This is a genomic window from Sphaerospermopsis sp. FACHB-1094 (genome assembly GCF_014696195.1).
In the GTDB taxonomy this organism is placed as follows: Bacteria; Cyanobacteriota; Cyanobacteriia; order Cyanobacteriales; family Nostocaceae; genus Sphaerospermopsis; species Sphaerospermopsis kisseleviana.
On the sequence record NZ_JACJPT010000017.1, the window covers coordinates 36,651 to 63,632 of the forward strand.

A 26,982-nucleotide genomic window follows, 5' to 3' on the forward strand; every position below is an offset into this window, starting at 1 on the left:
TTTAACAATGCTAAACCCCGACCGACTTAACCTGTCGCTTTGTGAGATCATTTTGGATTGTTTTTGTGATCTCCAATCTAAAATCTAAAATCTAAAATCTAAAATTTTCTTCCCCAGTCCCCAATCACCAGTCCCCAGTCCCCAATCACCAATCACCAATCACCAAAATCAACGATTTCTGTTGCTTCAGCTAAAATTAGGAAACACCTAGCTGGGTTCAACAGACGTTTGAAATTAGGAGTGCATGGCGTGCCAACATCTGTTAAATATTTGCTGATTGGATCAGTAGAGACTTACAGTGGTAAATCCGCAACTGTTTTGGGTTTGTCTCATCAGCTAAAGCAAAAAGGATTGGATATAGCTTACGGCAAACCATTGGGTAATTGTGTACAGACCGCCGATGGTAGCTTAGTTGAAGAAGATGTGCAGTTTATTTCTCATAGCTTGAAACTGCCGGAAAATCGTGTTGCACCCACCTTACTTGCTTTAAATGAAGTCAGTGTCCAAAAACGGTTACGTGGTGAAGACAAAGCTGATTATCAGCAGTCACTGGTACAGCATTATTTACAAATACCACGGGGTGATTTGATGCTGTTGGAAGGACCAGGTAATTTACCAGAAGGTAATTTATTTGGCTTGTCCTTACTGGAAGTGGCTGAAGTTTTAGATGGGGGTGTGCTACTCGTACATCGTTATAAATCCCTGCTTTCAGTAGAGGCGTTGTTATCTGCCAAGAAATTGATAGGCGATCGCCTAGTTGGTGTTGTCATTAATGAAGTTCCCACCGAACAATTAGAAGCAGGTCATAATCTCTTACGTCCATTTTTGGAAGAGCATGGCATTCCTGTATTAGCAATGTTGCCAAAAAGTGACTTGCTCCGTAGCGTGAGCGTGGGAGAACTGGTAAAACAATTACAGGCTGAAGTTCTCTGTCGCAGGGATCGCCTAGATTTATTAGTGGAAAGTTTGGCCATTGGGGCGATGAATGTTAACGCCGCCGTTAAATATTTCCGCAAACGCCGTAACAAAGCAGTAGTCACAGGAGGCGATCGCGTGGAAATTCAACAAGCCGCTTTAGAAACTTCTACCCAATGCCTGATCCTCACCGGACAACTACCCCCTCCCGCCTTTATTCTCAATCGCGCCGAAGAATTAGAAATACCGATTTTATCTGTTGACCTCGATACCTTAACCACAGTGGAAATTGTTGACCGCACTTTCGGACAAGTTCGTGTCCACGAACCTCTCAAAGTAGAGTGCATTAGCCAATTAATGTCCGAACATTTTGACATTAACCGTTTCTTATCTCAACTAGGAGTCAAACCAGCAGCCGCTTTATCTTAGTCGGATTATTGACCCAAATTACCAGTTTCACCAGCGTAAATCCTACCATTGCCTGTTTCCAAAGCCTGACAGTGAACAGTAATTTTTTCCAACTACCTATTTTGTTAAAGCACTGCCATCAACAAAATCTTTTGTTACTTAACAAAATAATCAAGAAAACAGAGAAATCTGTAACTCTAGTTGGCTTCTTACCTACACGCTGTTTGATAGAATATCTAGGTTGTTTAATCTGATCACCTCCATCTTTGAGCCAGTCAACAGAACTTATCAACCTTGATACATTAGCGCAGGAACTGGCGACCATCCAGCAAACAGGTTCTAAACGAATCGCCTTGTTGGGTTCCCGTCATGTGCCAATTACTCATCAAAATCTCATTGAAATGATGACTTATGCCCTAGTTTTATCGGGCAATCGCATCATTACTTCCGGTGCTACAGGTACTAATTCCGCTGCCATCAAGGGCGCAACACGGGCTGACCCGAACTTATTGACGGTCATCCTACCCCAAAGCCTGGAACGTCAACCTTACGAATCACGCCAACAACTAGAGCAGGTCATGCATCTAGTCGAAAATCCCAGTAATGATAATCTGTCTTTAGCTGAGGCCAGCTACCTGTGCAACAAGGAGATTGTCTCCCGTTGTCAGCAACTCATCTGCTTTGCTTTCCACGACAGTCGCACCCTGCTACAAACCTGTGGAGAAGCAGAAGAACAAAGAAAAGTGGTGACACTGTTCTACTTTGATTAAAGTGAAACGCAGTCTCCACACCGCTAATGATAGAGATGGGTAATTACCAGTGGGTACTGGGTAATGTTTTATCTAAATTACTCAGTATTCCTTTGCGCTCACTAAAAACTACTACCAGTACCAGTATTTATTAGGTTAATGTCCCTATTGCAACTACCTATACCTGCTATTTTTTTGTACTCTATTGCTGCCGCCGCAGTTCTCATTTATGTACCGTTTTTATTCGTAGCTTACGGTCGGGCGCAGGTTGGTTTTGATTTATCTGCCCCTCGTGCCATGTTTGATCAATTGCCTCCTTATGCCCAAAGAGCTACCTGGGCGCATCAAAATTCTTTTGAGGCATTCATGATTTTCAGTGCTGCATCTCTAATGGCTTATGTCTGTGGGGTGAATACTCCTTTAGCAGCAATGGCAGCGATCGCCTTTATCCCCGCTCGGTTACTATACTCTATTTTTTATATTGCCAATATCCCCATTTTGCGATCGCTCATGTTTGGTATTGGCTCTTTTAGTTCTGCCACTCTCTTCTATTTGAGTATCATGAAAGTTTCAGGATAGGTGATAGGTGACAGGTGACAGGTGACAGGTGACAGGTGACAGTAAATCATTAGTTAGGGGTTGCTGAGAAAGTCTTTCCGTGAGGGCATAGGAGTCAGGAGTCAGGAGTCAGGAGTCAGGAGAAGATTTGAAAATTTCTTTGCCATCTCTTGAAATCCCAAAAAATGCACACTTTTTCCGGTATACCCTTCAAAACCCTTGCACTAATTTCTGTGTTTATCAGCCTCTAACCTTTGATATATCAAGGTTTTAGGTTTATTCAGCAAACCCTAGTTACCTATTACCAATTACCAATTACCAATTACCAATTACCAATCACCAATCACCAATTACCAAATAAAACATTTCACATTCAATTTTTTTATGGCTTCTAGTTTTTCTTTTGATATTGTCAGCGACTTTGACCGTCAAGAATTAGTTAACGCTGTTGATCAAGTTATACGAGACATCAAAAGCCGTTACGATCTCAAAGACACACAAACAACTGTCGAGTTAGGCGAAAACAGCATTACTATTAACACTGACAGCGATATGACTTTAGAGGCTGTACATGGCATACTGCGGGAAAAAGCAGCCAAACGTAACCTCTCTCAAAAAATCTTTGATTTTGGTAAAGTTGAATCTGCCAGCGGCAACCGCTTGCGGCAAGAAATCAACCTCAAAAAAGGCATCAGTCAAGACATAGCCAAACAAATCTCTAAATTGATTCGTGATGAATTTAAAAAAGTCCAAGCCTCAATTCAAGGTGATGCTGTGCGGGTTACAGCCAAAGCTAAAGATGACTTACAAGCTGTGATCCAGAGACTCAAACAAGAAGATTTTCCTGTAGCTTTGCAGTTTACAAACTATCGTTAGATATTGGTGATAGGTGATAGGTGATTGGTGATTGGTGATTGGTGATTGGTGATTGGTGATTGGTGATTGGTGATTGGTGATTGGTGATTGGTAATTTGGAAAAATAAAATGATTACCCAGTCCCCAGTCCCCAGTCCCCAGTCCCCAGTCCCCAGTCCCCAGTCCCCAGTCCCCAGTCACCTTTTACCTTTTACCGATACTGTCTTTAAACGCTGGACGTTCAGAAATTTTCTGAATATAGTTAACAACGGCTGGATATTCACTCAAATCAAGCTTGAGCATGATGGGAATATAAGCGAGTATAGATCCCACAGCCACATCGGCAATAGTGAATTCATCACCAAGTAAGAAAGGTTGCCGCGCAAAAATTTCATTCAGGGTAGTTAATAGGCGGGGCATTTCTCGCTCGCGGTTGGCTTCCACAAAAATTCCTGTAGCCAAGGTGGAATTACCAAATAATACCCATTGGGAAAATATGGCACGTTCCTCTAGGGAAATCGGATTTTTACCATATTTTTCCGCAATATACAGCAAAATTGCCCCTGATTCCCATAGTTTCAAATCACCATCCACAATTGCTGGAACTTTGCCTATTGGGTTAATTTCCAGGTATTCAGGTTGTCGATGTTCACCTGCTTTCATATCCAAAAGGATAAATTCGTAGGGAACTTGTAGTTCCTCTAAATACCACTGCACAATTGATGCACGGCTAAAAGCGCCACCGTAAAGTTTCAACATAATAACTGCTTAAAATCAAAGAACTTTGTGAGTGTGAGAATGTTGTTTAACGTTGTCGTCTTTAGTGACAACTCTAGCGGCATTTAGCACCCGTTTGCGTTCTGTAGAATAATTAAAATCGGTTTTGGTTGTTCCTGCGGGAATCAGGGTTTGGGCTGATTCACGACGCTTGTAGGTGCGAGCAGCTGAAAATGCCCGTTGTACAAATTCATCTGCAAACTGTGCTGAATCAGGAAATCCATCAGGCAATAACAGCTTATCACCATCCAAGATACTTCCCAAAGTAGTTGCACAGGCAAGTTTGTATGAGGTAGGAATGCCTTTTAATATTGCTTCTAATGCTGCTGAGGGAATAGGTTCTATAACTTCGATTTGGTGTACTTCTCCATCTTCTTTGTAAAAGCAGGTTGCCAAGCCGATCACAATGTAATCATCGGCTGTAAGGTCTAAAGCATCTGCATAAGAAATTGTTGTTGTCATAGGAAATTTACTCAAAATTAAATTGTACTGGGCATTGGACATTGGGCATTGGGTAACTTCCGATACAAAAAAGCTAACTAATGCTAACAAAAGTTGGCTTTTTCTTCCTGTTTCACCAGTTCGACTACGCTCACTGAACTCCTAGAAGTGTCGGCACTATCTAGTCCACAGGCTAACACGATCAATCTGACCGCTTCTTGTTTTAAATTAATCGCAGCGTTTAAATCTCTGTCACTCTCAAAGCCACAGTTATCACATTTAAAAACTCTTTGAGATAATGACAGTGATGATTTCTTTTCTCCACAAGTTGAGCAAGTCTTGCTACTGGGATAATATCTATCCACAATTACTAACTTACTGCCATACAGTTGTGTTTTATATTCTAGCTGCCTTCTGAATTGATAAAAGCCCATATCAGCTATAGCTTTTGATAATTTCCCATTTGCTAACATCCCAGATACATTCAAATCTTCTATCCCTATCACCGCGTGGTTTTTGCTGATATGGGTGGTGATTTTGTGTAATGTATCTTTTCTGATATTGGCTATTTTTTGGTGTAATCTTGCTATTTTGATTTGTGCTTTTCTATAGTTATTTGAACCTACTTTTTTATGACGGTTCAAATATTGCATTCTTGCTAACTTTTTCTCATACTTTTTATAGCTTTTTACTCCATCAAATACTTCTCCTGTTGATAATATTGCTAGATGATTTATTCCTAAATCAACTCCTACAAACTCCTGATTTTTCTGGGTTTGAGTCGTTTCTATTTCTATTTTCCAAGAGATAAACCACTTGTCAGCTTGTTTACTGATGGTGACAGATTTCGGTTGATATCCTGTAGGGAGAATTTCATAAGTTTTTATCCAACCAATTACGGGTACTTTTACCTTTCTGTAGTCAATTTTTATGACACCATCTAAGGTAAAAGAATCATGTTTACCCTTTTTCTTAAACTTAGGAAACCCTTTACTTTTCTTGAAGAAAGATTTAAAAGCATCTGACAAATATCTTAATGAGTATTGAGGGGCGCATTTAGATACTTCATAATACCAAGGATGGGTAGATTTAATGGCTGCTACTAACCATTTGTGTAAATCTATGGCTGTGGGAAATTTGATTTTGTCTTGAGGATTAAGTTTATTATGTAATAATACCTGTTGACAAAGTGCTAAACCTTGATTCCAAGCGTGTCTGGCTACTCCTGCGTGTTGCGCCAGTAGTAGTCGTTGTTGCTTGTTAACTTTGAGTTGGGTTTTGAATCCTAGTAGCATACAGTGATTTTACTGTAATTCTGTGACAAAGCCAAAAGATGACAGAAAATTTTGAGCAAATGTGAGTATTTGTTAGTATTGGTTAAGAAAAAAGTAACTAGCTACTAACCCCCTGACTCCTGACTCCTGACTCCGGTTGGTGAGCGACTTGTATTGAGCGCAGTCGAAGTAAGTCGAAGTAAGCCGAACCACTGACTCCTGACTCCTGACTCCTGAATTATTACATTGATCAAAATTCTTTCTGGAATTGACCTTTGGAGTGATGTATATATTTTTAGGCTTATGGCTTAATTGTTTAAGTAGTTTAAATTTGTTCTTCTTGGATTAAGCCAAGACTCCTGAAACAGTGAAACAGTGAGTAAACCACTAGCAAACAAAATCCTATCATTTCATTTGATTTCACAGAGCAAGTAGCTCAGGCAGGAATATATGGATCATTACTCCTTTTTAACTTCTAATACACAGAACAATCCACTATACAAAGGCAATCATCAAAATACTGCGTATACACAAAAAACTGGCGTGAAAACTAGCAGTAAATCTTTACCAGAGGACGGCTACTTAAGGTCTTATGCTTTAAAGTTAGCTCACCAAGGGGATTACACAGAGGCGATCGCTTTGTTAAACCAATTGATTGATAGTCATCCTAACAATGCAATTGATTATAACAATCGAGGGCTAATTTATTTTCAAAGTGGTGAATGCCAAAAAGCTCTAAGTGACTACAATACAGCAATGCAGCTAAATCCTAAGTTAGCAAGTGTTTATAATAATAGAGCTAATTGCTATGCTGCTTGTGGCGAGTTCATTGCCGCACTAGCCGACTATGATCAGGCTTTAGATTTAAATCCGCGTTATGTTCGTGCTTGGATTAACCGTGGTATTACTTTGCGTGATTTAGGAGAATATCAGGAAGCAATTGATAATTTTGAGATTGCATTGTTGTTTGGTCAGCTACAAGGTAATATTTGGGCTGAACGTGGTAGGACTTATCATATTTGGGGTGACTGGAATTGTGCGATCGCTGATTATTACCGCGCCCTCACATATATCAACTGTTTAGACACCAATGAGGATGTTTCTGGTTATCGGTTGCGCTTACAACTGGAAAATTGGTTAGATGAATTGCTTCTTCCCCAAAAGACTGATTGGTAAATTTTTCACATTAAATCAGATTAAATTCAAAATTCAAAAAATTTCAATTTTTTGCTTTCTCAAATTTTAATTTTTTGTTTTAATTTTTTGGTAGCGCCCCTGCATCTTTGATTGGCTAATAGATGATAACTATCAAACTCTTCACGAATTAGCTATTGACTATTAGCTTCTGTTATTAATAGAAATTCATTTCTTGTTTATACACCCTTAAAATTGCAAATCATTTCAATTTGTCTCAGGGTGTGGAATTGGATCGTTCAGTATCTTTAGTATCTGGATTAATCAGCACCACCGGAAGTTGACTGGGAGCAAATCTATATGATTGTTCTTGCCTGATACTATTAGCTTGACTGGGATCAAAATTGCGGCTAAATTCCGTCCTCAAATCATCAACACGTCCTTGCATGAGCTTGACTTCTGTGCGGATTTCTCGCAACTTATCTTGTTGTAACCGGTGATAAGGCATAAGCTGAGATAGAGCAGATACCGCTGCTGTGATAATAACCAAGTTAACGGTGATCTTGGCAGAAGTTTCTAGTGCCATGATTTGATAAGAACGTTGGTGAAGATGTTTTTTTGGTCTAGGAGCAGTTCGGGTGGGTTTAACTGGTGGTTGTAGCGGTGGTTTGGATGGTTGAAAGGCGTTCATAACAATAAAAATAGTCAGGCTGATTGAAGGGAAGCACCATTAAAAGTAAAATGGCGCTAATTGCGACTTAATTTAGCTGCCATATTACTTCATTTTTGGTAATTTTCTACAAGTATTAGGTCATAAAAAAAAATACCTGGCATACGCAGGTACATTTTTTCAAGATACTTTTGGCTAAAAGTCCCAAGATCCTGAAGATTTTACCTTGTATGGCCAGGTTGATTTAGTCTTGTGTGGGTGTCACATCTGGGAGTTACTTGTAAAGTTCAGTCGCCAAACGCCAAGCGAGAATGCCTGGAATTAAAGCTACAACTAGAGCGATGTACACTTGAGTATCTGAGATAGTCATGGTGGAAACTCTCCTAAAATTCCAATGAGATGATTAACATTTCTTTTACTACTTTTCCTTGTTTTGCCAAAATTGGGGAATATCTTGTTACAAGATGCAACAAAAACATGATTTTTTCAGGAGTCAGGAGTCAGGAGTCAGGAGTCAGGAGTCAGGAGGCAGGAGTTATTGATTTTGGATTTTGGATTTTGGATTGTTTTTGTCAACTCCAATCTAAAATCTAAAATCTAAAATCTAAAATTTTCTTCCCTATTCCCTATTCCCCGTTATGACTTTCTACTTGGGTATTGATTTTGGTACATCTGGCGCACGAGCGATAGTGATTGATGAAGAGGCTAGAATTGTCTCTCAAATGCGTTATCCTTGGGCAAATGTGACAAATTGGGTAAATTGCTGGAAAGACGCTTTATGGGGTCTTATAGAGGGAATTTCCCAGGAATGGCGGCGTGAAATTGGGGCGATCGCTATTAACGGTACTTCTTCCACAATCTTGCTGACTGACGCTGCTGGCCAGCCTGTAGATGCTCCCTTATTGTACAACGATCCACGGGGATCAATGATGCTCAAGGATTTGAGTAGTATTGCTCCACCTAACCACACGGTACTGAGTGCTACTTCTAGCCTAGCAAAATTGCTGTGGATGCAACAATTACCTACGTTTAATCAAGCTAGATATTTACTACATCAAGCTGATTGGCTGGCATTTCTCTTACATGGAAAATTAGGTATTAGCGATTATCACAACGCTTTAAAATTGGGTTATGACGTAGAAAAGTTGCAATATCCAGAATGGCTAGAAAAAATGCAAATTCCTGTGTTTTTACCCCAAGTTTTAGCACCTGGTACTCCCATTAGTGAAATAACTCCAGAAATTGCGGCTAAATTTGGTTTTAGGCGTGATTGCTTGGTGTGTGCAGGAACAACAGATAGTATTGCGGCTTTTTTAGCTAGTGGAGCAAAATTACCAGGGGAAGCGGTAACTTCTTTGGGTTCAACCTTGGTGTTGAAACTTTTGAGTCGTACCCGTGTAGAAGATGCACGATATGGAATTTACAGCCACCGTTTAGGAGATTTATGGTTAACTGGAGGAGCTTCTAATACTGGGGGCGCTGTATTAAAACACTTTTTTACTGATGATGAGTTAGTTCGCTTGAGTCAAGAAATTGATGTATCACAAGCCAGTGAGTTAGATTATTATCCTTTGTTGAAAGAAGGCGATCGCTTTCCCATTAATGATCCCCATCTACCCCCAAGACTAGAACCTAGACCAGATGATCCCAAAGAATTTTTACATGGTTTGTTATCAAGTATGGCGCGAATAGAAGCAAGAGGATATGAATTATTGCAACAACTGGGAGCAGATAAATTAAGCTATGTTTATACGGCTGGTGGTGGTGCGGCTAATTCTACTTGGACGGCTATTAGAGCTAAATATTTAAAAGTACCTGTAGTTGCATCTAATAACACCGAAGCTGCTTATGGAAGTGCGCTTTTAGCGATGCGGTGATCAAGAATAGGTGATTGGTGATTGGTGATTGGGGAGAAATATTTACCTCCTGCCTCCTGACTGCTTACATTTTCACTTTTTGTTGACAACTAACTTCTAAAGGGAGGAAAATGGTTAAAACTTCCCCATATTTGGGATTTTGACGTACAATCAACTTACCACCAATAGCTTGAAATAGATGTTTAGTAGCAGAAATATTTAAACTAATAGTTCCTGTTTCCGGCTGGAATACTAATAATTGACCTAAAGATTTACGAATTGGTAGTGTTATTGTTCTGGTTGTATCTTGACAATCTAATTGAGGTGATAATTGTAATTTGAGTTGATCCCCGGCGGGAATAACTTGAACTTGAATAGAACTACCGGGGGGTAAACTGCGGGTGAAATTTTCCATTAAACCGGTGAGTACCCGATCTAGCATAGCGGGATTACTGACAACAGTTGGTAATTGCTGAGGTAAAGCCACATCTAAAGTTAAATTCCGTCGAGTTGCTGCTTGTTGCCAACGGGGGATACTTTGCTGTAAAACTTGATCCAAAGACATTGGAGTTAATTGGGTATTGCCAGATTTTGTTGTTGTACAAGTTTCTAATTCTGCGGCTTTAAATAACAACTCCATCCGATCAATTTGTTCAGTACATTCGTGATCAATAACTTGCAAACGATTAATTACAGTAGTTGGTAAATCTTGCCGCTTGAGTAGCAACCGAGTCATAGTACGAATAGTTGCCAGTGGGGTGCGGACTTCATGGGCAAAAGCTTGTAGTAATTCCACATCAGAACGGGAAGATGGTTTTGCTGATGGGGAAAGATGATTGTGGGTAGGTGGAGAGATGGGAATAGTATGTGTTGGTTTATCCGTTTCTGGTTCTGCTAATTCCTGAAGCAAAAACTGGGTAAATTGAATTATAGTTTGATAGTTTGGTGCAGTTGCCGGATATTTTTGGACTAAAGCATCCAAATCGGCAAATAATTCGGGATTAGTCAAAACCACCCTTGCGCCTAAAACTTGCCAAGCTTGCTGTACTACTTCTGGTGCAAAAGAAAATAAAAATTCTTTGTTCCCGCTGCTGTTTGCTGATAACACTAAAACCAATCTAAAATTTTCTGTGAACACCAAGCAAAACTGCTCTGCTCCTAGAGGATCGGCAGGTAATAAGGGTAAAATTGATTCTTCTGGACAGATATGATTATATTTGTAAGCATAGTCTGTAATTTGCTGCGGATCTTCCCAAGGAGATATGGCTTCATTTTCTCGACTTTGGGCGATCGCACCGGAAACTTGAAACGGCATCAAAGCCAAAGGGTTAAAGGGTTGGGCAGTAAAAGTAACCGTTTTTAAACTTTTAGTTAATTTTGGCTGACTAAATAAGGGTGCTGGTGCTGTTAAAACTAAACCTTGAGTTAAACCTTGGGTTAAACCTTGAGTGATGTCAGATGTCGTAGTTGCCAAGGTATTGAGGAGGAGATGTTCTGTAGCTGCTAAACTGATGCGCCATTGTTGCTCTGCTTTAGCAGATGAACACTCAGCCTTATTTGATCGGCTTGCGGCTAAAACTTCTCTCAAACTTGGCAAAATCCATTCGTACACAGGTTTTCACCTCTCGATTAACGAGTATCTAAAATCTAATTGACGAGCATCTCACAGCAGCTAAAGTAGACACTGCACTATATACATACTTATGAGGTTATAGTCTTTTCTGCATTAGTGATAGTAGTAGAACCGAACAATTGAGTAGGAATTTCCCTGGCGATGATGGCTATCTTGATGAAAATCAAGCTGGGATAAAACCTTGCCAAGATATGATTACAACTTTCCTTGCTTGTTGACTTATCTAGCGGCATTCGCAACATATTGTTACAATATTTAACAGCGTTTATCTCACTGGTGGCTTTTTGATGATGGTTAAGAGTCTTCCCCCTAGTTCTCGTTCTACCGTGGAGGACAGTCGCGGAAGCGAATTGTCCTTAATTGAAGTAATACCAGAAAATAGTACAGAAGTCTTGGTGATCAATTCACCAAAATTCTCAGCAAAGCATAAGCAGACAGTATTAGCTGAAACTGAACCTGAGACACTGCGTTATGATCCTGAAGAGATTCAAGCACATTACCAAAACCAGCCTTTACAGGTTCTGCGGCGAATTTTAACAGTTTTACGACCTACGTTGTCATATCTTTTCGGGATTTGGTGGGATAAGCAACGGGGAATTGTGGTGAAAAATGATCGTCGTCGGGCAGTTCAACTGCGAGAATTATTAACAAAATTAGGTCCTGCTTATATTAAAATTGGACAGGCATTGTCTACTAGACCGGATTTAGTTCCTCCTATATATTTGGAAGAATTAACTAAATTACAAGATCAATTACCACCGTTTCCTAATGAAATAGCTTACCAGTTTATTGAGGAAGAATTAGGAAGTCGTCCAGAGGAGATTTACGCGGAACTTTCAGCAGAACCAATTGCTGCTGCGTCTTTGGGACAAGTTTATAAAGGTAAACTCAAAACTGGGGAAGAGGTAGCAATTAAAGTCCAGCGTCCAGATTTGCGAGAAAGAATTACCATTGATTTGTACATTTTACGCAAGTTAGCTGGATGGGTGCAAAAAAATGTAAAACGGGTTAGAAGTGATTTAGTTGGGATTTTGGATGAATTGGGCGATCGCATTTTTGAAGAAATGGACTATATCCATGAAGGTGAAAATGCTGAACGCTTTTTTGAATTATATGGACATATCCCAGATATTTATGTACCAAAAATTTACTGGGAATACACCAACCGTCGCGTTTTAACGATGGAATGGATTAATGGTATTAAATTAACTCAAACGAGGGAAATTAAAGAACTAGGAATAGATGCACGTTATTTAATTGAAGTAGGTGTGCAGTGTTCCCTGCGTCAATTATTAGAACATGGATTTTTCCACGCTGACCCCCATCCTGGTAATTTGTTAGCTACCTTTGATGGTAAGTTAGCTTATCTTGATTTTGGGATGATGAGCGAAATTAAACCGCCCCAACGTTATGGTTTAATTGAAGCTATTGTTCACGTTGTTAACCGTGATTTTGATTTATTAGCACAAGATTATGTCAAATTAGAATTTCTTTCCCCAGAAACAGATTTAACACCGATTGTTCCGGCTTTTGCCAAGGTTTTTGCTAATGCCCAAGGTGCGAGTGTCGCAGAACTAAACATTAAAAGCATTACTGATGATTTATCAGCATTAATGTATGAGTATCCTTTCCGCGTACCTCCCTATTACGCTTTAATTATTCGTTCTTTGGTGACATTGGAAGGGATTGCTATTTATATAGATCCGAATTTCAAAGTTCTCAGTGAAGCTTATCCTTATGTTTCTAAACGACTGTTAACAGATCCAGCTGATGAATTAAGAACTTCATTGAAAGATTTACTATTTAAAGATGGTAAATTCCGGTGGAATCGTTTAGAAAACTTGTTAAAAAATGCCCGTAATAGTCAAGATTACGACTTTAATTTAATCATGAATCAGAGTGTAGAATTTCTCTCTTCTGAACGCGGTGTATTTATTCGTGATAGGTTAGTAGATGAGTTTGTGAATGGGCTGGATGCGGTAAGTAAAAACGTTTTACATAATTTTACTTTTTTACTCCGAGAAAGGGTAGGTTTAACAGCAGTTAATGAAATGCCTGGTGCAAGTGTTGAACAACAACAAACTTTAGAACATATTAAACGAATTTTAGGAATTCTCCGAGAAACGAGAGGTTTTGATCCTGCTAAACTTGCTCCCCAAGTAGCGCAGGTACTTTTTAATCCAAGAGTACATTATTTAGGACAACAAATTGCTAATCGTTTTACGCAAAAAGCCGTAGCTAGGTTAATTCGGCAATTATTAGCAGAAGAGGAAATTGGGTGATTGGTGATTGGTGATTGGTGATTGGTGATTGGTGATTGGTGATTGGTGATTGGTGATTGGTGATTGGTGATTGGTGATTGGTGATTGGTGATTGGTGATTGGTGATTGGTGATTGGTGATTGGTGATTGGGAATCATATAATTAATTACCCATTACCCATTATCAATTATCAATTATCAATTATCAATTACCCTCTTGATGTCCATTGTGGTCACGTTGAATACTTTCTTGTAGGGCTTGAATTTGTTCATGACGGGCTTCTAATTCCAAAGTGCGACGGGCTAAATCTTGATTTTGCAAGGTTAAAGATTGTCGCCACTGTTCCGCTTTTTCTGCTTCCTGCTGTAAAAATTCTGGGGTAATACCAGTTTTGAGGTAAGTTTGCACTAAATAAAGTACCCAACTGGTAGCGTCTTCAATTGTTTCTATTTCACCTGTAGGAGAAAGTTCGACTAATACCAGCACTTTCTCGTTCATGATGCTTCCTTTTGCCAGAAGAATACAAGTATCTTCAGAAATAATAGACCATAAATATTCAGATTCCTGACGTGCTAATAGGCGTAATTGATATTGCCCTAAAAAATCATTTTTACATACTTGAGCTAGATACAACATAGTAATTCAAAATTTGGTAATTGGTAATTGGTAATTGGTAATTGGTAATTGGTAATTGGTAATTGGTAATAGAGAAAAATTATTTCCTATATCACCGTTTACCGATTACCATTCACCTGCTATAAAGAACTGAGCCTATCGCGTAAAATTTCCGTTTGTTTTTGTGCTTCTGCTAAAGCATCTCTGGTAGTTTGTACCACATCTGCGGGAGCTTTATCTACAAAGTTGGAATTACTCAATCTTCCAGTTAAAGCTTTAACTTCCGCTTCAACTTTATTCAAACTTTTCTCTAATTTCGCCCGCAATACTTCAACATCAACTACTCCAGTTAAGGGAATAACAATTTGCACAGTACCCACAACTCCGGAAATAGAATTTTCTTTTTCCTGTGCAGGTTCTTTTTCTTCTTCCTGTGTGGTAGCAGGTTCTATTTCTGGTTGTGTCGGTGCTTCACTGGGTGGGAAGTATTTAGCAAATAATTCTTGTCTGGCTTTACCATTAAGTAAATAACGGACCACAAACCAACCTGCATAAAATAAACCTACTGTTTCAAAGAAACTACCAAAAATGGGTATCCGCAAAGATGTATTGCCGACAAAAATAACGACTCTGAGAGTAACTAACACCGCCAGAATTAAACCAATATTTTTCAAAGTCCGCCAATAGGAACTACTGAAAAGTTCTTTATTTTTGGGTAATTCTGTTGGTGCTTCTGTTGGTGATCTTGTTGGTGCTTCTCCAGTATTTTCTGGAGTGCTTTCTATGGAAGTGGGAGCATTAATAGTTAAGGTTTCTACCTTAGCTAAATCTTTGATATATGCTTCCGCAATTGTCAGGATTGACCTTTCTTTTTCACTTTCACTTTGCAAATTTGCGGTAATTTTTGCCCCTGGTTTAACATCAGCTTCTGCCCGTAAATTACGAATGGTGCGGATAGTATTAATTAACAAATCAAACTGTTCTTCTAAACCAGCATCAATTAAATTTGTATCCGCTTCTGGATAACTTTGTAAAGCTAAAACTTGGGGATTCTCTGCTGGTTGTTGGGTGAGAGTTTGCCAAATTTCTTCGGTAATATGGGGCATGAAAGGATGTAATAACTTTAATACCCCTTCCAAAACGTAGGCGATAATTTGTTGGGCAATTTTCCGAGATGCGGGATCTGCATCTTTTTGTAATCTGGATTTTACTAATTCAATATACCAGTCACAAAAATCTCCCCAAATAAACTCATAAAGTCCTTTGGCTGCTTCCCCTAAACCATAATTATCAATGTAGTTATTTGTTTGTTTAACTACTTGATGATAACGGGAAAGAATCCATTTATCACTGAGTTCTATGGGTTCTGGTTTACCTAATTGGGCTGGAGTTTGTCCATCCAAATTCATCATTACAAATCGGGCAGCATTCCAGATTTTATTGGCAAAATTTCGGGATGCTTCTACAGAGATAGATTCGTCTTTTTTGCGGTCATATTCTAAGCGAATATCTTGACCTGCACCGACTACTTCTTTAACTAATGTATAACGCAGGGCATCAGTTCCATATTTATCAATCAACAATAATGGGTCAATGCCATTGTTTGCTGATTTGGACATTTTCTTATTATTTTCATCCCTAACTAAACCGTGAATATAAACGGTTTTAAAGGGCATTTTTCCGGTAAAATGTCCTGCCATTAAGGTCATTCTTGCTACCCAGAAAAAGATGATATCAAATCCTGTAACTAGGGTAGCGTTGGGGTAGTAGGTTTCTAAGTCTTTGGTTTGTTCTGGCCATCCTAATGTGGAGAAAGGCCATAAACCAGAGGAAAACCAAGTATCTAAAACGTCGGGGTCTTGTTCTAGTTTGACTTCTTCGCCAAATTGGGCTTTAGCTTTTTCTAATGCTTCTGCTTCGGTTTTAGCAACAAAGAAGGGTGTGGTGTCGGTAATTTCACCGTTGGTTTCGCTGACTGCATACCAAGCGGGTATTTGATGACCCCACCACAATTGACGGGAAATACACCAGTCACGCAGATTTACCAACCAATCACGATAAACCTTTCTCCAGCGTTCGGGGACAAATTCGGGGGAATTTTGATTGTCTAGAAAATCTAGGGTTTTGTCAGCGAGGGGGCGAATTTTGACAAACCACTGGGTTGAAAGTAGGGGTTCAACGGGGACTTTTCCGCGATCGCTATAGGGTACTGTATGTTTATAGTCTTCTATTTTAACCAGTACACCGTCGGCTTCTAAACGAGCAACTACATTTTTTCTAGCAACAAAGCGGTCTTGTCCTTGGAACTCTCCCGCATTTTCGTTAAGCGTGCCGTCTTTGTTCATGATATTGATAAACGGCAAATCATGACGCTTACCCATTTCAAAGTCGTTAGTGTCATGGGCAGGAGTGACTTTAACGCATCCTGTACCGAAAGCGGGGTCAACTAATTCATCACCAATAATCGGTATTTCCCGATTCATGATGGGTAAGGTGAGAGTTTTACCAATTAAATGTTTATACCTTTCATCTTCCGGGTTAACCGCAACTGCCGTATCACCTAACATGGTTTCGGGTCTGGTTGTGGCAACTTCCACAAATCCAGAACCATCGCTGAGAGGATAACGGAAGTGCCAAAGATTACCATTTACCTCTTTGGGTTCGACTTCTAAATCAGACACAGCAGACTGAGAAGCGGGACACCAGTTAACTAAGTAATTACTCCGGTAAATTAGACCTTCTTCATAAAGACGGATAAATGCTTCTAAAACAGCTTTTGATAAACCTTCATCTAGGGTGAAGCGTTCCCGCGACCAGTCCACGGAAACACCCAAACGGCGTAATTGATTGACAATTGTACCACCTGATTCAGCTTTCCATTGCCAAGCCCGTTCTAAGAATTTTTCCCTACCTAAGTCGTAGCGAGTTTTACCTTCTGCTTTGAGTTGTTTTTCCAGAATGGTTTGTACTGCGATACTTGCGTGGTCAGTACCAGGTAGCCAAAGGGCATTTTTACCTTTCATTCTTTGATAGCGAATGATGGCATCAATCAACGCACTTTCAAATGCGTGACCCATGTGTAAACTGCCGGTGACGTTTGGGGGCGGAATAACAATACAGTAGGGTTCACCGGGGTGGTTGGGGTCTGCTTTGTAGACTTGGTTTTCTTCCCAGAATTTTTGCCATTTCGCTTCTGTGGAGAATGATTCGTAAACACTGGGGAGATTTGGTATAGTTGCGGTCATGCTGGGAATTATCAGTTTTTTAGGACTCTGATCAATTTTGCCATAAGGTAGCATGGATGGTGATTTGTTACGAACCGCAAAGTTAGTAAATTTGGAAGATTTATAAGTTTTGGAAGTGTGAGATAATGCGGTTTATGGTCTGTTGGTGTTGATGACTTTTGATTTTTTTTAACCGCAAAGTTCGCAAAGTTCGCAAAGTAAGAGGATTAAGTAATTTATTTAATGTTAGCAAAGGAAGTTATGCTGAGACAGCCAAATGAAGAGGTAGAAAAGTTAGCTTATAGAGTTATTGGTGCTGCTATTGAGGTACATCAAGTATTAGGTTCTGGATTTTTAGAGGAGGTATATCATAGGGCTTTAAGAGAAGAATTTCTTTTTCGTGAAATACCTCATACCTTTGAACATCCAGTAAAATTATACTATAAAGGTCGTCCTGTCGGTGAGGGTAAATTAGATTTTTTAGTTGGAGAATCCCTAATAGTAGAATTAAAATCTGTGCAAAGTTTAACTCCCATCCATGAAGCACAAGTTCTCTCATATTTAAAAATGACTAAATACCCCCTTGCACTCCTCATCAACTTTAACGTTTCCCTCCTCAAAGAAGGCATAAAACGCATCATCTTTTCCTCCTAACCTTACCCTCTCTTAAACCCTCTTCCTTTGTGTACTTTGCGTACTTTGCGGTTCGTTACAAAAAAAATACCAACTATGTCAATGAGAATTTTCACTACAGATACTTCTCCTCTTTATGTTCTGCTAACATTGCTTTAACTTGTTCATCATTTGGTGCTGGTTGATTGGTTTTTAATAAACCTTTCATTTGTTTGATAATGCGAGTTCTTTCTGAATGTTGGTTAGGTTGATTTTGTAAGGATTCGATAATTACGCGAACGAGTTCTAGGCGATCGCTCTCCGATAATTTACAGGCTTTTTCTTTCAGTTCTTGTAGAGACATAGAGGGTATTTTACTACGATTTAGGTTTGATCTCAAATTCAAGTTTTGAACGATAGAAAGAAACATCAAATTCCATAAAAAAATTAGTCTGTCCCAAAATTAGGGGTGCATTTGGTTTATTCACCCATGCAAAAGCCAAATTAACTGAGGGAAATTCACCTATTTCAGCAGTCGCAAAAAATGGCATAGCGGCTTGACTGAGATTACCTGCTAATTGGATAATTGCCTTTCTACTATCCCAGATTCCACCTAACTCAAGCCCTATTTCATAGGGTAAAACGTTGATAGTAGCACCACTATCTACTAAACCCAACACTTCTATTATTTGATCACCTTTACGTAAAATTAAGGGAAGTCTGGGTAAACTATCAAATTCATTTTGACTGGGATCTGTTGTTGAATATTTAAACCGCATAAAATTTAATCATTAGCAATAGATTGATTTAATTCTTCCATGAGGATTTTTCCAGCACCGAAGCTGTTATCAGGAGTTGCTAGGTAATATGTTTTGAATGGTTCTAAAGGAGAAATATCTTCTGTAGAGTCTAACTCTTCTGCAAGAATGCGAATTAATTTAAGTTTTTCGGATGCTGAAAGTTGTTGAATTGATGGTAGTAATTCGGTTAGTGTCATATTTTGCTTGTGGTGAGATTTATCTTATTGTATTGTAGCTGGTTTATCGAAAAGTAATACATTTAGTATGATTTGGCGATCGCACTACGGTAAGCTATTGATAAAGTGTGACATATTTTTTCAAAGTTGGGTGGAAAAACAAAACTTGTGTATCAAAATTATAATAATTCCTTATTCAGTTTGTAAATTTGCTACAATATAAAGGTATTTACAAATAAACGATACCGTATAAAAGGCTCAAACAGTATGGACGCTGAGGAACTTATAGCACTTTATGAAGAAGAAGAAAGAAATTTTCAGGGTTTAGATTTAAGTGGGACTGATTTGAATGGTGCTAATTTAAGTAGTGCTGATTTGAGTGGTGCTAATTTAAGTGATACAAATTTAAGTGATGCTTATTTAAATGATGTAAATTTAAGTGATGCTGACTTGAGTGGTGCTGATTTAAGTAGTGCTGATTTAAGTGACGCTAATTTGAGTAATGCTGATTTGAGTGATGCTAATTTAAATGATGCTAACTTAGCTCGTGCTGATTTGAGTGGTGCTAATTTAAGTGATACAAATTTAAGTGATGCTTATTTAAATGATGCAAATTTAAGTGATGCTAACTTGAGTGGTGCTAATCTAAGTGATGTTGATTTAAGTGGTGCTGACTTGAGTGGTGCTGATTTGAGTGGTGTTGATTTAAGTGGTGTTGATTTAAGTGTAGCTAAATTAAATTGGGTAAATTTCAAGAGTACAATAATTGATAGCCATACAAAATTAGAGGCAAAATGGTATTTTGTATGGCAAATCATGAATGGTAAATTGGAATCACTAAAACAAAAACCTTATTATCAATTTTGCTTATTTAATTCATTTGATCATAATCACTATGTAGGTAAAGATTTAAGTAATGCTTGCCTGAAAAATTTAGAACTCACAGAGTTAAATTTAAGTTTTTCTATTTTATATCGTGCTGATTGTAAAAATACTAATTTTACAGATACAAATTTATATTGTGCAAATTTTCATAGTGCTAATTTAAGAGGTGCAAATTTTACTAACGCTGATTTACGATATGCAATTTTAATAGATGCTGATTTAAGAGGTGCAGATTTAACAAATGCTGATTTACGATATGCTAATTTACATGGAGTGGATTTAAAATTTTCTAAAATAGAAGGAGCAAAAATATTACAATTTGATGATATATCATGTTCTTGGAATCAATTAGATGATGATCAATTTGAAGAACTTTGCTATGATATTCTTCTGAAAGAACATGACTTAAAATTAACTAATATAGATAAAATTGATAAGTCTCGCTCTCGTGATGGTGGTAGAGATATTGTATTTTCTAAAGGTGTAGATATTAATAAAAAACCTATTAAATGGATAGCTCAATGTAAATTAAAAAGTGATAAGGGATCTCTTGGAAAATCACAAGTTCCTGATATACTAGATATGCTAAAAGCACAAGAAGCTAAAGGTTTTTGTATTATGACTAGCGGTATAATTGGCGCGACTTTACACGATAGCTTAGATTCTTTAAGAGATAAAAATGGTATTGAAGTCGAAAAATGGTCATATTTGGAAATAGAAAGATTTTTAGCAGAACATCCAGAAATTAAAGCCAGATATTTTAAAAATTAATTTGATAAAAATTATCCATAAAATTAGCCTACATAGGTAGGCTTTGTTTGTATAACCCTAAATTTCAAATTTTAGGGCTAAACTTTAACCAATATATCCTATTCTTCCCTATTCCGCAATCTTTCTAACAACTCCTCACGGGATAAACTACCCAAAGACAAAAGCAACTGAGTGCGTTCAGCAATAGGAAACTTAGCAATCTTTTCCACCGCACCAGATAACTCAGCATCTAAACTACCAAACCGCCCTTCCAACAAAGAAGTTATCAATAAAAGTTGTCCTTCCTGTCTTCCTTCCTGTCTTCCTTCCTGTCTTCCTTCTTGCTTTGCTTCTTGTCTCCATTCTTCCCGTTGTTGTAAATAAGCTGGTGATAAGTTCATAATCTCTTCCTCCTCTTCTCTACTTAAATTATCTCTCAATTCTAAATTCTTGCGCCAGTCGGCTAAAATTTCTAACAAATTCTCCATAAAAGGGTTGTTTTCTGGTAAAGTCGTTAACTCCTCTACTGCTCTTTTTTGTGTTCCTCCTTTCCCTAAAACTCTTAACCATAAAGTATCCTCATTTTCTGGTAATTGATGAATCACAACTATTGCTGTTTTCAAAATATCATGCAGAAAATAAATACCCTTAACCCAATCTTCTCCTATCTCATTTGCACCTAATCCTTTAATCATGCGAGGTGAGAAAGTTGGTGTTAAAATCCATAACATCGGAAATTCTGATTCAGCAATATTTTGGTTTTCTCGTTTCGCCCTCCTGACAATATCGCCATGAACAGCATATAATTTGAGTAAACAACTGCGAATTTCTATTTCTGATGGTGGGTTACGAAAAACCTCAATTAAACATTGAGTTTTGGCGATTTTACCTAATAAACCCAAAGGTAAATTTTCCTGAGTGGGTGTAGGAAAGGGTTCAAACCAAACATCAATTTCTTGAACTTCGCTTTTCACCTTTTCGCTTTTTTTGATTGTTCCTACAGGTGTTAATAATTCCTCTAGGTATTCTTTAGCAAATTGATCGTGAGTTTGTCGAGTCATTTGATGATATTGAAAATCACATTTTTCCAAAAATCACACTAAACATGAAAAATATTGGTTTCGTAATTTCAACTACTTATTAAAATTCTTATTAAACAACTGTTTAGCCTGTTCATAAACCTGAATATCAATAACAACTATCCCATTCTCCTGAGCATAATTTTCAATCTTCTTCCGTGCAAAAGGACGCACAAAAAAAGGAATTTCTTTAATTTTCGCTTCCGCTTCCGCAGTCCATTTTATTTGTTCACTCATAGATTTTTAGGTTGTGAATGATGTGACAGATTTCGATTTATGCACAGTTACAAAAATACAGCATTTTTAATGTATTTCTTCAATCTTCTTTTTTTATTCTTTCTTCCTTTGCGCCTTTGCGTCTACCCTGCGGGATCTCCTCACGGAGATTGCGTGAGATATAAAAATATAGTTCACGAAAATCACTATAATATCGTTACCAGGTTTAACCCAGTAACGATATTTAACCAGAACTATTTTAGCATTGTTGCGCTACAGGTTCTTTAGCCAAAAATTCCTCTAACTCAGTTAAAGCCTCATCTTCAATCTTAGTCTGCATCGGACAGAACTTAGGACCACACATAGAACAAAACTCAGCCTTTTTATAAACATCATCAGGCAAAGTTTCATCATGATATTCCCTAGCTCGCTCAGGATCTAAAGCTAATTCAAATTGACGATTCCAATCAAAATTATACCGCGCTCTAGACAGTTCATCATCCCGATCTCTAGCACCAGGGCGATGTCTAGCAATATCCGCAGCATGAGCAGCTATTTTATAAGCAATTAAGCCATTACGCACGTCTTCAGCGTTAGGTAAACCTAAGTGTTCTTTAGGTGTCACATAACATAACATTGCTGTACCATACCATCCCGCCATGGCTGCACCAATGGCTGAAGTAATATGATCATAACCAGGAGCAATGTCTGTAACTAAAGGACCTAGAACATAGAAAGGAGCTTCTGAACATTCCTCCATTTGCTTGCGGACATTAAACTCAATTTGATCCATAGGCACGTGACCAGGACCTTCCACCATTACCTGTACATCATGTTCCCATGCTCTGCGGGTAAGTTGACCTAAAGTTTTCAGTTCCGCTAACTGCGCTGCATCTGTCGCATCATGGGTACATCCAGGACGCAGGGAGTCGCCTAAACTGAAAGTAACATCATATTTCTTGAAAATCTCAATGATGTCATTGAAATGGGTGTACAGGGGGTTTTGTTTGCGGTGCAGCAACATCCACTTAGCCAAAATACCGCCACCACGGGAAACAATACCTGTAAGACGAGTTTTCACTAAAGGTAAATGTTCTATCAACAAACCCGCGTGAATAGTTTGATAGTCTACACCTTGTTGAGCGTGTTTTTCGATGATGTGGAGAAAGTCGTCAGCGGTGAAGTTTTCCATTCTGCCGTGGACGCTTTCTAAAGCTTGGTAAACTGGAACAGTACCGATAGGAACAGGTGAAGCTTTGATAATAGCAGTACGAATTTCATCTAAATTACCACCACCTGTGGACAAGTCCATCACGGTATCAGCACCGTATTTAATAGATAATCTTAATTTTTCCAGTTCTTCTTGAACATCGGAAGAATTAGGAGATGCACCAATATTGGCATTGACTTTACATTTAGAAGCGATACCTATAGCCATCGGTTCTAGGTTAGTGTGATTAATATTCGCAGGGATCACCATTCTTCCCCGTGCTACTTCTTCGCGGATCAGTTCAGGAGGAAGGTTTTCCACCTTAGCGACGTGGTACATTTCCTCAGTAATTACACCTTGGCGAGCGTAGTGCATTTGTGTAACATTACCCTGTCCACGTCGCTTGGCTACCCATTCAGTTCGCATACAATAATCCTCAATATACAGCTTCCCTACGCTGGTATTACCCAGTCTCAGGTGTTAAGGGTTTGATCTCAGCTTGGCTTTCACAAGCACCCCTAGCATCAATGGAATTTTAGCATTTTAATGATCAGCAAGGGGAGGGGGTTAATATTTTTTGGTATTTTGGTATTTTGGTGTGTGAAAGTGCAATATTCCTCAATTTGGATGAAAATAGGTATAAATTTCCTGTGCTAATCTCGATCCAATTCCGGGAACTTCTGTTAATTGCTGTGGTGTAGCTTGACGGATATAATCAACGGAGCGAAAATGAGCTAGTAGTAACTTTTGTCGATGGTGTCCTAAACCGGGAATTTCATCTAATCGCGACCTTTTCAATTTATCACTTCTTTGTTGTCGATGAAAACTCACAGCAAACCGATGTGCTTCATCTCGCAACCTTCGCAATAACTGTACTCCTGGTTGTTCTGCGTCTGTTTCTAAAGGTAAAGACTCACCGGGTAAAAAGATTTCTTCCCGTTTTTTTGCTAAACTCACAACCCGTAAGTCTGCTAATAAATTTATTTCTTCTAAAATAGATACTACCGCAGATAATTGACCTTTTCCTCCATCAATCATAATTAAATCTGGCCAGTCAGAATTTCCTAATCTTGGTAATTTTGGATCTTCAATATATTTCCTAAATCTTCTGTGAATCACTTCTGCTAAACTGGCAAAATCATCAGAATGTCCAATACTCACATTGGGATTTTTAATTTTATAATGACGGTAATATTGTTTTGCTGGTAAACCATCAATAAATACCACTTGAGAAGCTACTGCATTACTTCCTTGAATGTGAGAAATATCATAACCTTCAATGCGGTGAGGTAAGTCTGGTAAATCAAGAATTGCTGCTAAATCTTCTAAGGATTTTTGATTACTATCACCCAATTTTTGCATTCTTTGTAATTCAAATTGGGCGTTTTTTTCTACCATTTCTATTAATTCTGCTTTTGTTTGTCGCAAAGGTGCAATAATATTTACTTTTCTGCCTTTTCTTTGTGTTAAAATTTCTGCTAAAATTTCCCCATCGGGTAATTCATGTTGTACTAAAATTTCACTAGGAATTTCTACACTATCTGCTGTTTGATAATGTTCTTCTAATACTCTTTGTAAAATTGCTCCTGGTTCAGCTTGGGAGTTAGCAATAAATGCTAATCTTCCGACTAATTGACCTGCACGAATTTGAAATAATTGAATGTATGCGTGTTGATTATCTGCGGCTAAAGCAATGGCATCTCTTGATACTGTATCATCAGGTAAGGATACTTTTTGCTGTGCAGTTAAGGATTTTAAACCAATAATTTGATCTCTGATTTTAGCTGCGGTTTCAAAATTCAATTCTTCCGCTGCTGCTTCCATTTGTGTTGTTAAAATATCTATTAATTCCTGAGTTCTTCCTTGAAATACCATTGCTATTTTTTGGATAATTGTCCGGTATTCTTCAGGAGAAATTAACTGTTGACAAACTCCAGGACAACGACCAATATCATAATTTAAACAAGGACGATCTTTAAATAAAGGTTGGGGTCTTTGTTTTTGGGGAAAAATGCGTTTACACAGGTGCAGAATTTCCCGTAATAAACCTGAGTCTGTGTAAGGTCCGTAGTATTTATCTTTTTTATCTTTGGGTTTTCCCAGTTGACGTTTGCGAGTAATAAAAATGCGCGGATATTCCTCAGACCAGGTAATGCAGAGATAAGGATATTTTTTATCGTCTTTTAATAAAACATTAAAATATGGTTGATGCTGTTTGATTAAATTTGCTTCTAATGCTAAAGCTTCCGCTTCCGTATCAGTGACGATAAATTCAATTTCTGTCACTAATTTAACCATCGTGTTGATGCGTTGGGTTTTATTAGTGTAGTCACGGAAATAGGAACGAACACGCGATCGCAATTTGCGAGATTTACCTATATAAATAATGCGATCGCTTTCATCCCGCATTAAATAAACCCCTGGTGCTGGGGGAATTTCTGCTAAACGGGTTTCTAGTTTCTCTGGGTTTTTAACTAATGGTAGAGTTTGATATGATACTGTCACGGCTAATGTTAGGTAATTTTACAAATAAATACCTTTCTTTATTTTAAGAAATATTTTTAATGTAACAGCACGCCAGGGAATAAATTCCCTGTCTTATAGCTAAAGTCGGTTAAAACCGACTATTTTGCAAAGATTATGGTTTCTCAAACGCTAGAATTAATAAATTCAGCAATTCTATCTACCGCAGTTTCTAATATCTGTGGTTCTTGCACCAACGCAAAACGCACATATCCTTCCCCCGCTGGACCAAAACCCGCACCCGGAGAAGCAGCTACACCAGTTTGTTTAACTAACTCTGTACAAAATTTGATAGAATTATTACTCCAAGGCTCTGGTAATTTTGCCCAAATATACATAGTTGCTTCTGGTGTGGTAACGTTCCAACCAATGCGTTGCAAGGCATTGATGAAAGCATCACGACGTTGGCGGAAAATAGCAACTGATTTTTTTACACCGTCTTGATTGCCTGTAAGTGCAGCGATCGCCCCATGCAAAATTCCCAAATATTGATTAAAATCAACGGTGGCTTTGACTTGTTTTAAAGCTTGAATTAATTGAGCGTTACCAATTGCATAACCTATACGGAAACCACCCATATTATAAGATTTAGACAAGGTGAAAAATTCAATAGAAACGCTTTTTTCAGGGTCAGCTTGTAAAATTGAGGGAACTGAGGATTTTAGATTTTGGATTTTGGATTTTGGATTGAAAGTTTCGTCCTGGGTAAATACTAAATCTACGTAGGGGAAATCATGGACTAAAACAATGTTATGCTTTTGACAAAAAGCTACAGCTTCTTGAAAGAAAGATAAAGGAGCGATCGCACTGGTAGGATTATGGGGATAGCTTAACACCATCAGCCGTGACTGAGCTAAAACTGAAGCGGGAATATCAGTCAACACTGGTAAAAAATTATTTTCTGCTTTTAATGGCATTGGGTAAATTTGCCCACTTGCTAAATAAACTCCTCCTGCATGGGAAGGATAACCAGGGTCTAATAACAAGGCAAAATCACCAGGATTGAGAATTGCTAAAGGTAAATGTGCAGTTCCTTCCTGAGAACCAATCAAAGGTAAAACTTCTGTTTCTGGGTCAACTTTAATACCGAATTTTTGCTCATACCATTGAGCAGCAGCTTGACGAAATCCTTGAGTTCCTCGAAACAGCAAATAACCGTGAGTGTTAGGATCATCAAGAGATTTGGCGATCGCATCAATAATATGATTATCTACTGGTAAATCAGAAGATCCCAGAGACAAATCAATTAATTCTTTTCCAGCAGACACAGCTAGAGCCTTAGCCCTGTCCATATCCGCAAATACATTAGCTTGTAGAGGTTGTAAACGTTGTGCAAATTGCATTTTAGTCATTAGTCATGG

28 protein-coding genes and 1 riboswitch are annotated in these 26,982 nt (G+C 38.3%); of the genes, 10 read left to right on the top strand and 18 right to left on the bottom strand.

What is annotated here, in order from left to right:
* Positions 1–249: 249 nt before the first annotated feature.
* The 5 genes from H6F47_RS07825 to H6F47_RS07845 all read left to right on the top strand — a co-directional run bounded on the left by H6F47_RS07825 (position 250) and on the right by H6F47_RS07845 (position 3,506).
* On the top strand, positions 250–1,344 hold the full coding sequence (locus tag H6F47_RS07825; RefSeq protein ID WP_137666951.1) for a phosphotransacetylase family protein: 1,095 nt from the start codon (positions 250–252) through the stop codon (positions 1,342–1,344).
* A 245-nt stretch (positions 1,345–1,589) separates the two neighbouring features.
* Positions 1,590–2,093: a DNA recombination-mediator protein A gene (locus H6F47_RS07830; RefSeq protein WP_096571951.1), complete on the top strand. Its 504-nt coding sequence runs from the start codon at positions 1,590–1,592 to the stop codon at positions 2,091–2,093.
* 138 nt (positions 2,094–2,231) lie between these two features.
* Positions 2,232–2,651 carry an MAPEG family protein gene (locus H6F47_RS07835; protein ID WP_096571952.1) on the top strand — a complete coding sequence of 140 codons (420 nt, stop codon included), beginning with the start codon at positions 2,232–2,234 and terminating at the stop codon, positions 2,649–2,651.
* A 233-nt stretch (positions 2,652–2,884) separates the two neighbouring features.
* On the top strand, positions 2,885–3,025 hold the full coding sequence (locus H6F47_RS07840) for a hypothetical protein (protein WP_190648435.1): 141 nt from the start codon (positions 2,885–2,887) through the stop codon (positions 3,023–3,025).
* Entirely contained in the window at positions 3,015–3,506 is a 492-nt protein-coding gene (locus H6F47_RS07845) for a YajQ family cyclic di-GMP-binding protein (protein WP_137666972.1), read from the top strand. The genes H6F47_RS07840 and H6F47_RS07845 overlap by 11 nt, the downstream gene beginning before the upstream one ends.
* Here the strand turns inward: H6F47_RS07845 and H6F47_RS07850 are convergent.
* From H6F47_RS07850 to H6F47_RS07865, 4 genes are all read right to left on the bottom strand, one after another.
* Entirely contained in the window at positions 3,435–3,686 is a 252-nt protein-coding gene (locus H6F47_RS07850) for a hypothetical protein (RefSeq protein WP_190648485.1), read from the bottom strand. The two genes, H6F47_RS07845 and H6F47_RS07850, sit on opposite strands and share 72 nt — an antisense overlap.
* 3 nt (positions 3,687–3,689) lie before the next feature.
* Positions 3,690–4,244, bottom strand: a complete 555-nt coding sequence (locus H6F47_RS07855; RefSeq protein ID WP_190648438.1) for a glutathione S-transferase family protein — start codon at positions 4,242–4,244, stop codon at positions 3,690–3,692.
* Positions 4,245–4,259: 15 nt separating this feature from the next.
* Positions 4,260–4,724, bottom strand: coding sequence for a hypothetical protein (locus H6F47_RS07860; RefSeq protein ID WP_187040971.1), 465 nt, complete (start codon positions 4,722–4,724; stop codon positions 4,260–4,262).
* Positions 4,725–4,807: 83 nt separating this feature from the next.
* Positions 4,808–5,998 carry an RNA-guided endonuclease TnpB family protein gene (locus H6F47_RS07865; protein WP_190648440.1) on the bottom strand — a complete coding sequence of 397 codons (1,191 nt, stop codon included), beginning with the start codon at positions 5,996–5,998 and terminating at the stop codon, positions 4,808–4,810.
* Positions 5,999–6,427: 429 nt separating this feature from the next.
* Here H6F47_RS07865 and H6F47_RS07870 point away from each other — a divergent pair, with 429 nt between their 5' ends.
* Positions 6,428–7,153, top strand: coding sequence for a tetratricopeptide repeat protein (locus H6F47_RS07870; protein WP_096571953.1), 726 nt, complete (start codon positions 6,428–6,430; stop codon positions 7,151–7,153).
* Positions 7,154–7,388: 235 nt separating this feature from the next.
* Here H6F47_RS07870 and H6F47_RS07875 read toward each other — a convergent pair whose 3' ends face one another.
* Together H6F47_RS07875 and psaM are read right to left on the bottom strand one after the other, a co-directional pair.
* Positions 7,389–7,802 (bottom strand): hypothetical protein, encoded by a 414-nt coding sequence (locus H6F47_RS07875; RefSeq protein WP_096571954.1) that lies wholly within the window; start codon positions 7,800–7,802, stop codon positions 7,389–7,391.
* A 253-nt stretch (positions 7,803–8,055) separates the two neighbouring features.
* On the bottom strand, positions 8,056–8,151 hold the full coding sequence (psaM, locus tag H6F47_RS07880) for a photosystem I reaction center subunit XII (RefSeq protein WP_096571955.1): 96 nt from the start codon (positions 8,149–8,151) through the stop codon (positions 8,056–8,058).
* A 268-nt stretch (positions 8,152–8,419) separates the two neighbouring features.
* Between psaM and H6F47_RS07885 the strand changes: the two genes are divergently transcribed.
* Positions 8,420–9,658, top strand: a complete 1,239-nt coding sequence (locus tag H6F47_RS07885; protein WP_096571956.1) for an FGGY-family carbohydrate kinase — start codon at positions 8,420–8,422, stop codon at positions 9,656–9,658.
* 64 nt (positions 9,659–9,722) lie between these two features.
* On the opposite strand, the gene H6F47_RS07890 is transcribed toward H6F47_RS07885, so the two are convergent.
* The gene (locus H6F47_RS07890) at positions 9,723–11,249 is read right to left on the bottom strand and encodes a HAMP domain-containing sensor histidine kinase (RefSeq protein WP_137669008.1); all 1,527 of its coding nucleotides are present in this window, start codon (positions 11,247–11,249) and stop codon (positions 9,723–9,725) included.
* A gap of 308 nt (positions 11,250–11,557) precedes the next feature.
* On the opposite strand from H6F47_RS07890, the gene H6F47_RS07895 reads away from it, so the two are divergent.
* On the top strand, positions 11,558–13,552 hold the full coding sequence (locus H6F47_RS07895; protein ID WP_190648443.1) for an AarF/ABC1/UbiB kinase family protein: 1,995 nt from the start codon (positions 11,558–11,560) through the stop codon (positions 13,550–13,552).
* Here H6F47_RS07895 and H6F47_RS07900 read toward each other — a convergent pair.
* The 3 genes from H6F47_RS07900 to H6F47_RS07910 form a co-directional block, all read right to left on the bottom strand.
* Positions 13,462–13,689 carry a hypothetical protein gene (locus H6F47_RS07900; RefSeq protein WP_190648488.1) on the bottom strand — a complete coding sequence of 76 codons (228 nt, stop codon included), beginning with the start codon at positions 13,687–13,689 and terminating at the stop codon, positions 13,462–13,464. The two genes, H6F47_RS07895 and H6F47_RS07900, sit on opposite strands and share 91 nt — an antisense overlap.
* A gap of 46 nt (positions 13,690–13,735) precedes the next feature.
* Positions 13,736–14,167 carry a hypothetical protein gene (locus H6F47_RS07905; RefSeq protein WP_190648445.1) on the bottom strand — a complete coding sequence of 144 codons (432 nt, stop codon included), beginning with the start codon at positions 14,165–14,167 and terminating at the stop codon, positions 13,736–13,738.
* A 119-nt stretch (positions 14,168–14,286) separates the two neighbouring features.
* Positions 14,287–17,391: a valine--tRNA ligase gene (locus H6F47_RS07910; protein ID WP_190648448.1), complete on the bottom strand. Its 3,105-nt coding sequence runs from the start codon at positions 17,389–17,391 to the stop codon at positions 14,287–14,289.
* Positions 17,392–17,631: 240 nt separating this feature from the next.
* Between H6F47_RS07910 and H6F47_RS07915 the strand changes: the two genes are divergently transcribed.
* Complete coding sequence (locus tag H6F47_RS07915) at positions 17,632–18,024, top strand: GxxExxY protein (protein ID WP_228051774.1); 393 nt, start codon at positions 17,632–17,634, stop codon at positions 18,022–18,024.
* Between the two features lie 94 nt (positions 18,025–18,118).
* Here H6F47_RS07915 and H6F47_RS07920 read toward each other — a convergent pair whose 3' ends face one another.
* Genes H6F47_RS07920 through H6F47_RS07930 form a run of 3 tightly spaced genes read right to left on the bottom strand, consistent with a single transcriptional unit; the run spans position 18,119 to position 18,979 of the window.
* Complete coding sequence (locus H6F47_RS07920) at positions 18,119–18,346, bottom strand: hypothetical protein (protein ID WP_190648456.1); 228 nt, start codon at positions 18,344–18,346, stop codon at positions 18,119–18,121.
* A gap of 13 nt (positions 18,347–18,359) precedes the next feature.
* A complete protein-coding gene (locus H6F47_RS07925; protein WP_190648459.1) occupies positions 18,360–18,761 on the bottom strand; it encodes a hypothetical protein in 402 nt (133 codons plus the stop codon).
* A 5-nt stretch (positions 18,762–18,766) separates the two neighbouring features.
* Positions 18,767–18,979 carry a hypothetical protein gene (locus H6F47_RS07930; protein ID WP_096571964.1) on the bottom strand — a complete coding sequence of 71 codons (213 nt, stop codon included), beginning with the start codon at positions 18,977–18,979 and terminating at the stop codon, positions 18,767–18,769.
* 246 nt (positions 18,980–19,225) lie between these two features.
* Here H6F47_RS07930 and H6F47_RS07935 point away from each other — a divergent pair, with 246 nt between their 5' ends.
* The gene (locus H6F47_RS07935; RefSeq protein WP_190648463.1) at positions 19,226–20,614 is read left to right on the top strand and encodes a pentapeptide repeat-containing protein; all 1,389 of its coding nucleotides are present in this window, start codon (positions 19,226–19,228) and stop codon (positions 20,612–20,614) included.
* A 98-nt stretch (positions 20,615–20,712) separates the two neighbouring features.
* On the opposite strand, the gene H6F47_RS07940 is transcribed toward H6F47_RS07935, so the two are convergent.
* From H6F47_RS07940 to H6F47_RS07960, 5 genes are all read right to left on the bottom strand, one after another.
* Positions 20,713–21,654 carry a hypothetical protein gene (locus H6F47_RS07940; RefSeq protein WP_190648466.1) on the bottom strand — a complete coding sequence of 314 codons (942 nt, stop codon included), beginning with the start codon at positions 21,652–21,654 and terminating at the stop codon, positions 20,713–20,715.
* 72 nt (positions 21,655–21,726) lie between these two features.
* Entirely contained in the window at positions 21,727–21,909 is a 183-nt protein-coding gene (locus tag H6F47_RS07945; protein WP_096571967.1) for a PCP reductase family protein, read from the bottom strand.
* 238 nt (positions 21,910–22,147) lie between these two features.
* On the bottom strand, positions 22,148–23,524 hold the full coding sequence (gene thiC, locus H6F47_RS07950; protein ID WP_137666427.1) for a phosphomethylpyrimidine synthase: 1,377 nt from the start codon (positions 23,522–23,524) through the stop codon (positions 22,148–22,150).
* Between the two features lie 6 nt (positions 23,525–23,530).
* A riboswitch (TPP riboswitch) is annotated at positions 23,531–23,628 on the bottom strand.
* Between the two features lie 88 nt (positions 23,629–23,716).
* Complete coding sequence (uvrC, locus tag H6F47_RS07955) at positions 23,717–25,603, bottom strand: excinuclease ABC subunit UvrC (RefSeq protein WP_190648469.1); 1,887 nt, start codon at positions 25,601–25,603, stop codon at positions 23,717–23,719.
* A 143-nt stretch (positions 25,604–25,746) separates the two neighbouring features.
* Complete coding sequence (locus H6F47_RS07960; RefSeq protein WP_190648473.1) at positions 25,747–26,973, bottom strand: LL-diaminopimelate aminotransferase; 1,227 nt, start codon at positions 26,971–26,973, stop codon at positions 25,747–25,749.
* Positions 26,974–26,982 lie beyond the last annotated feature (9 nt).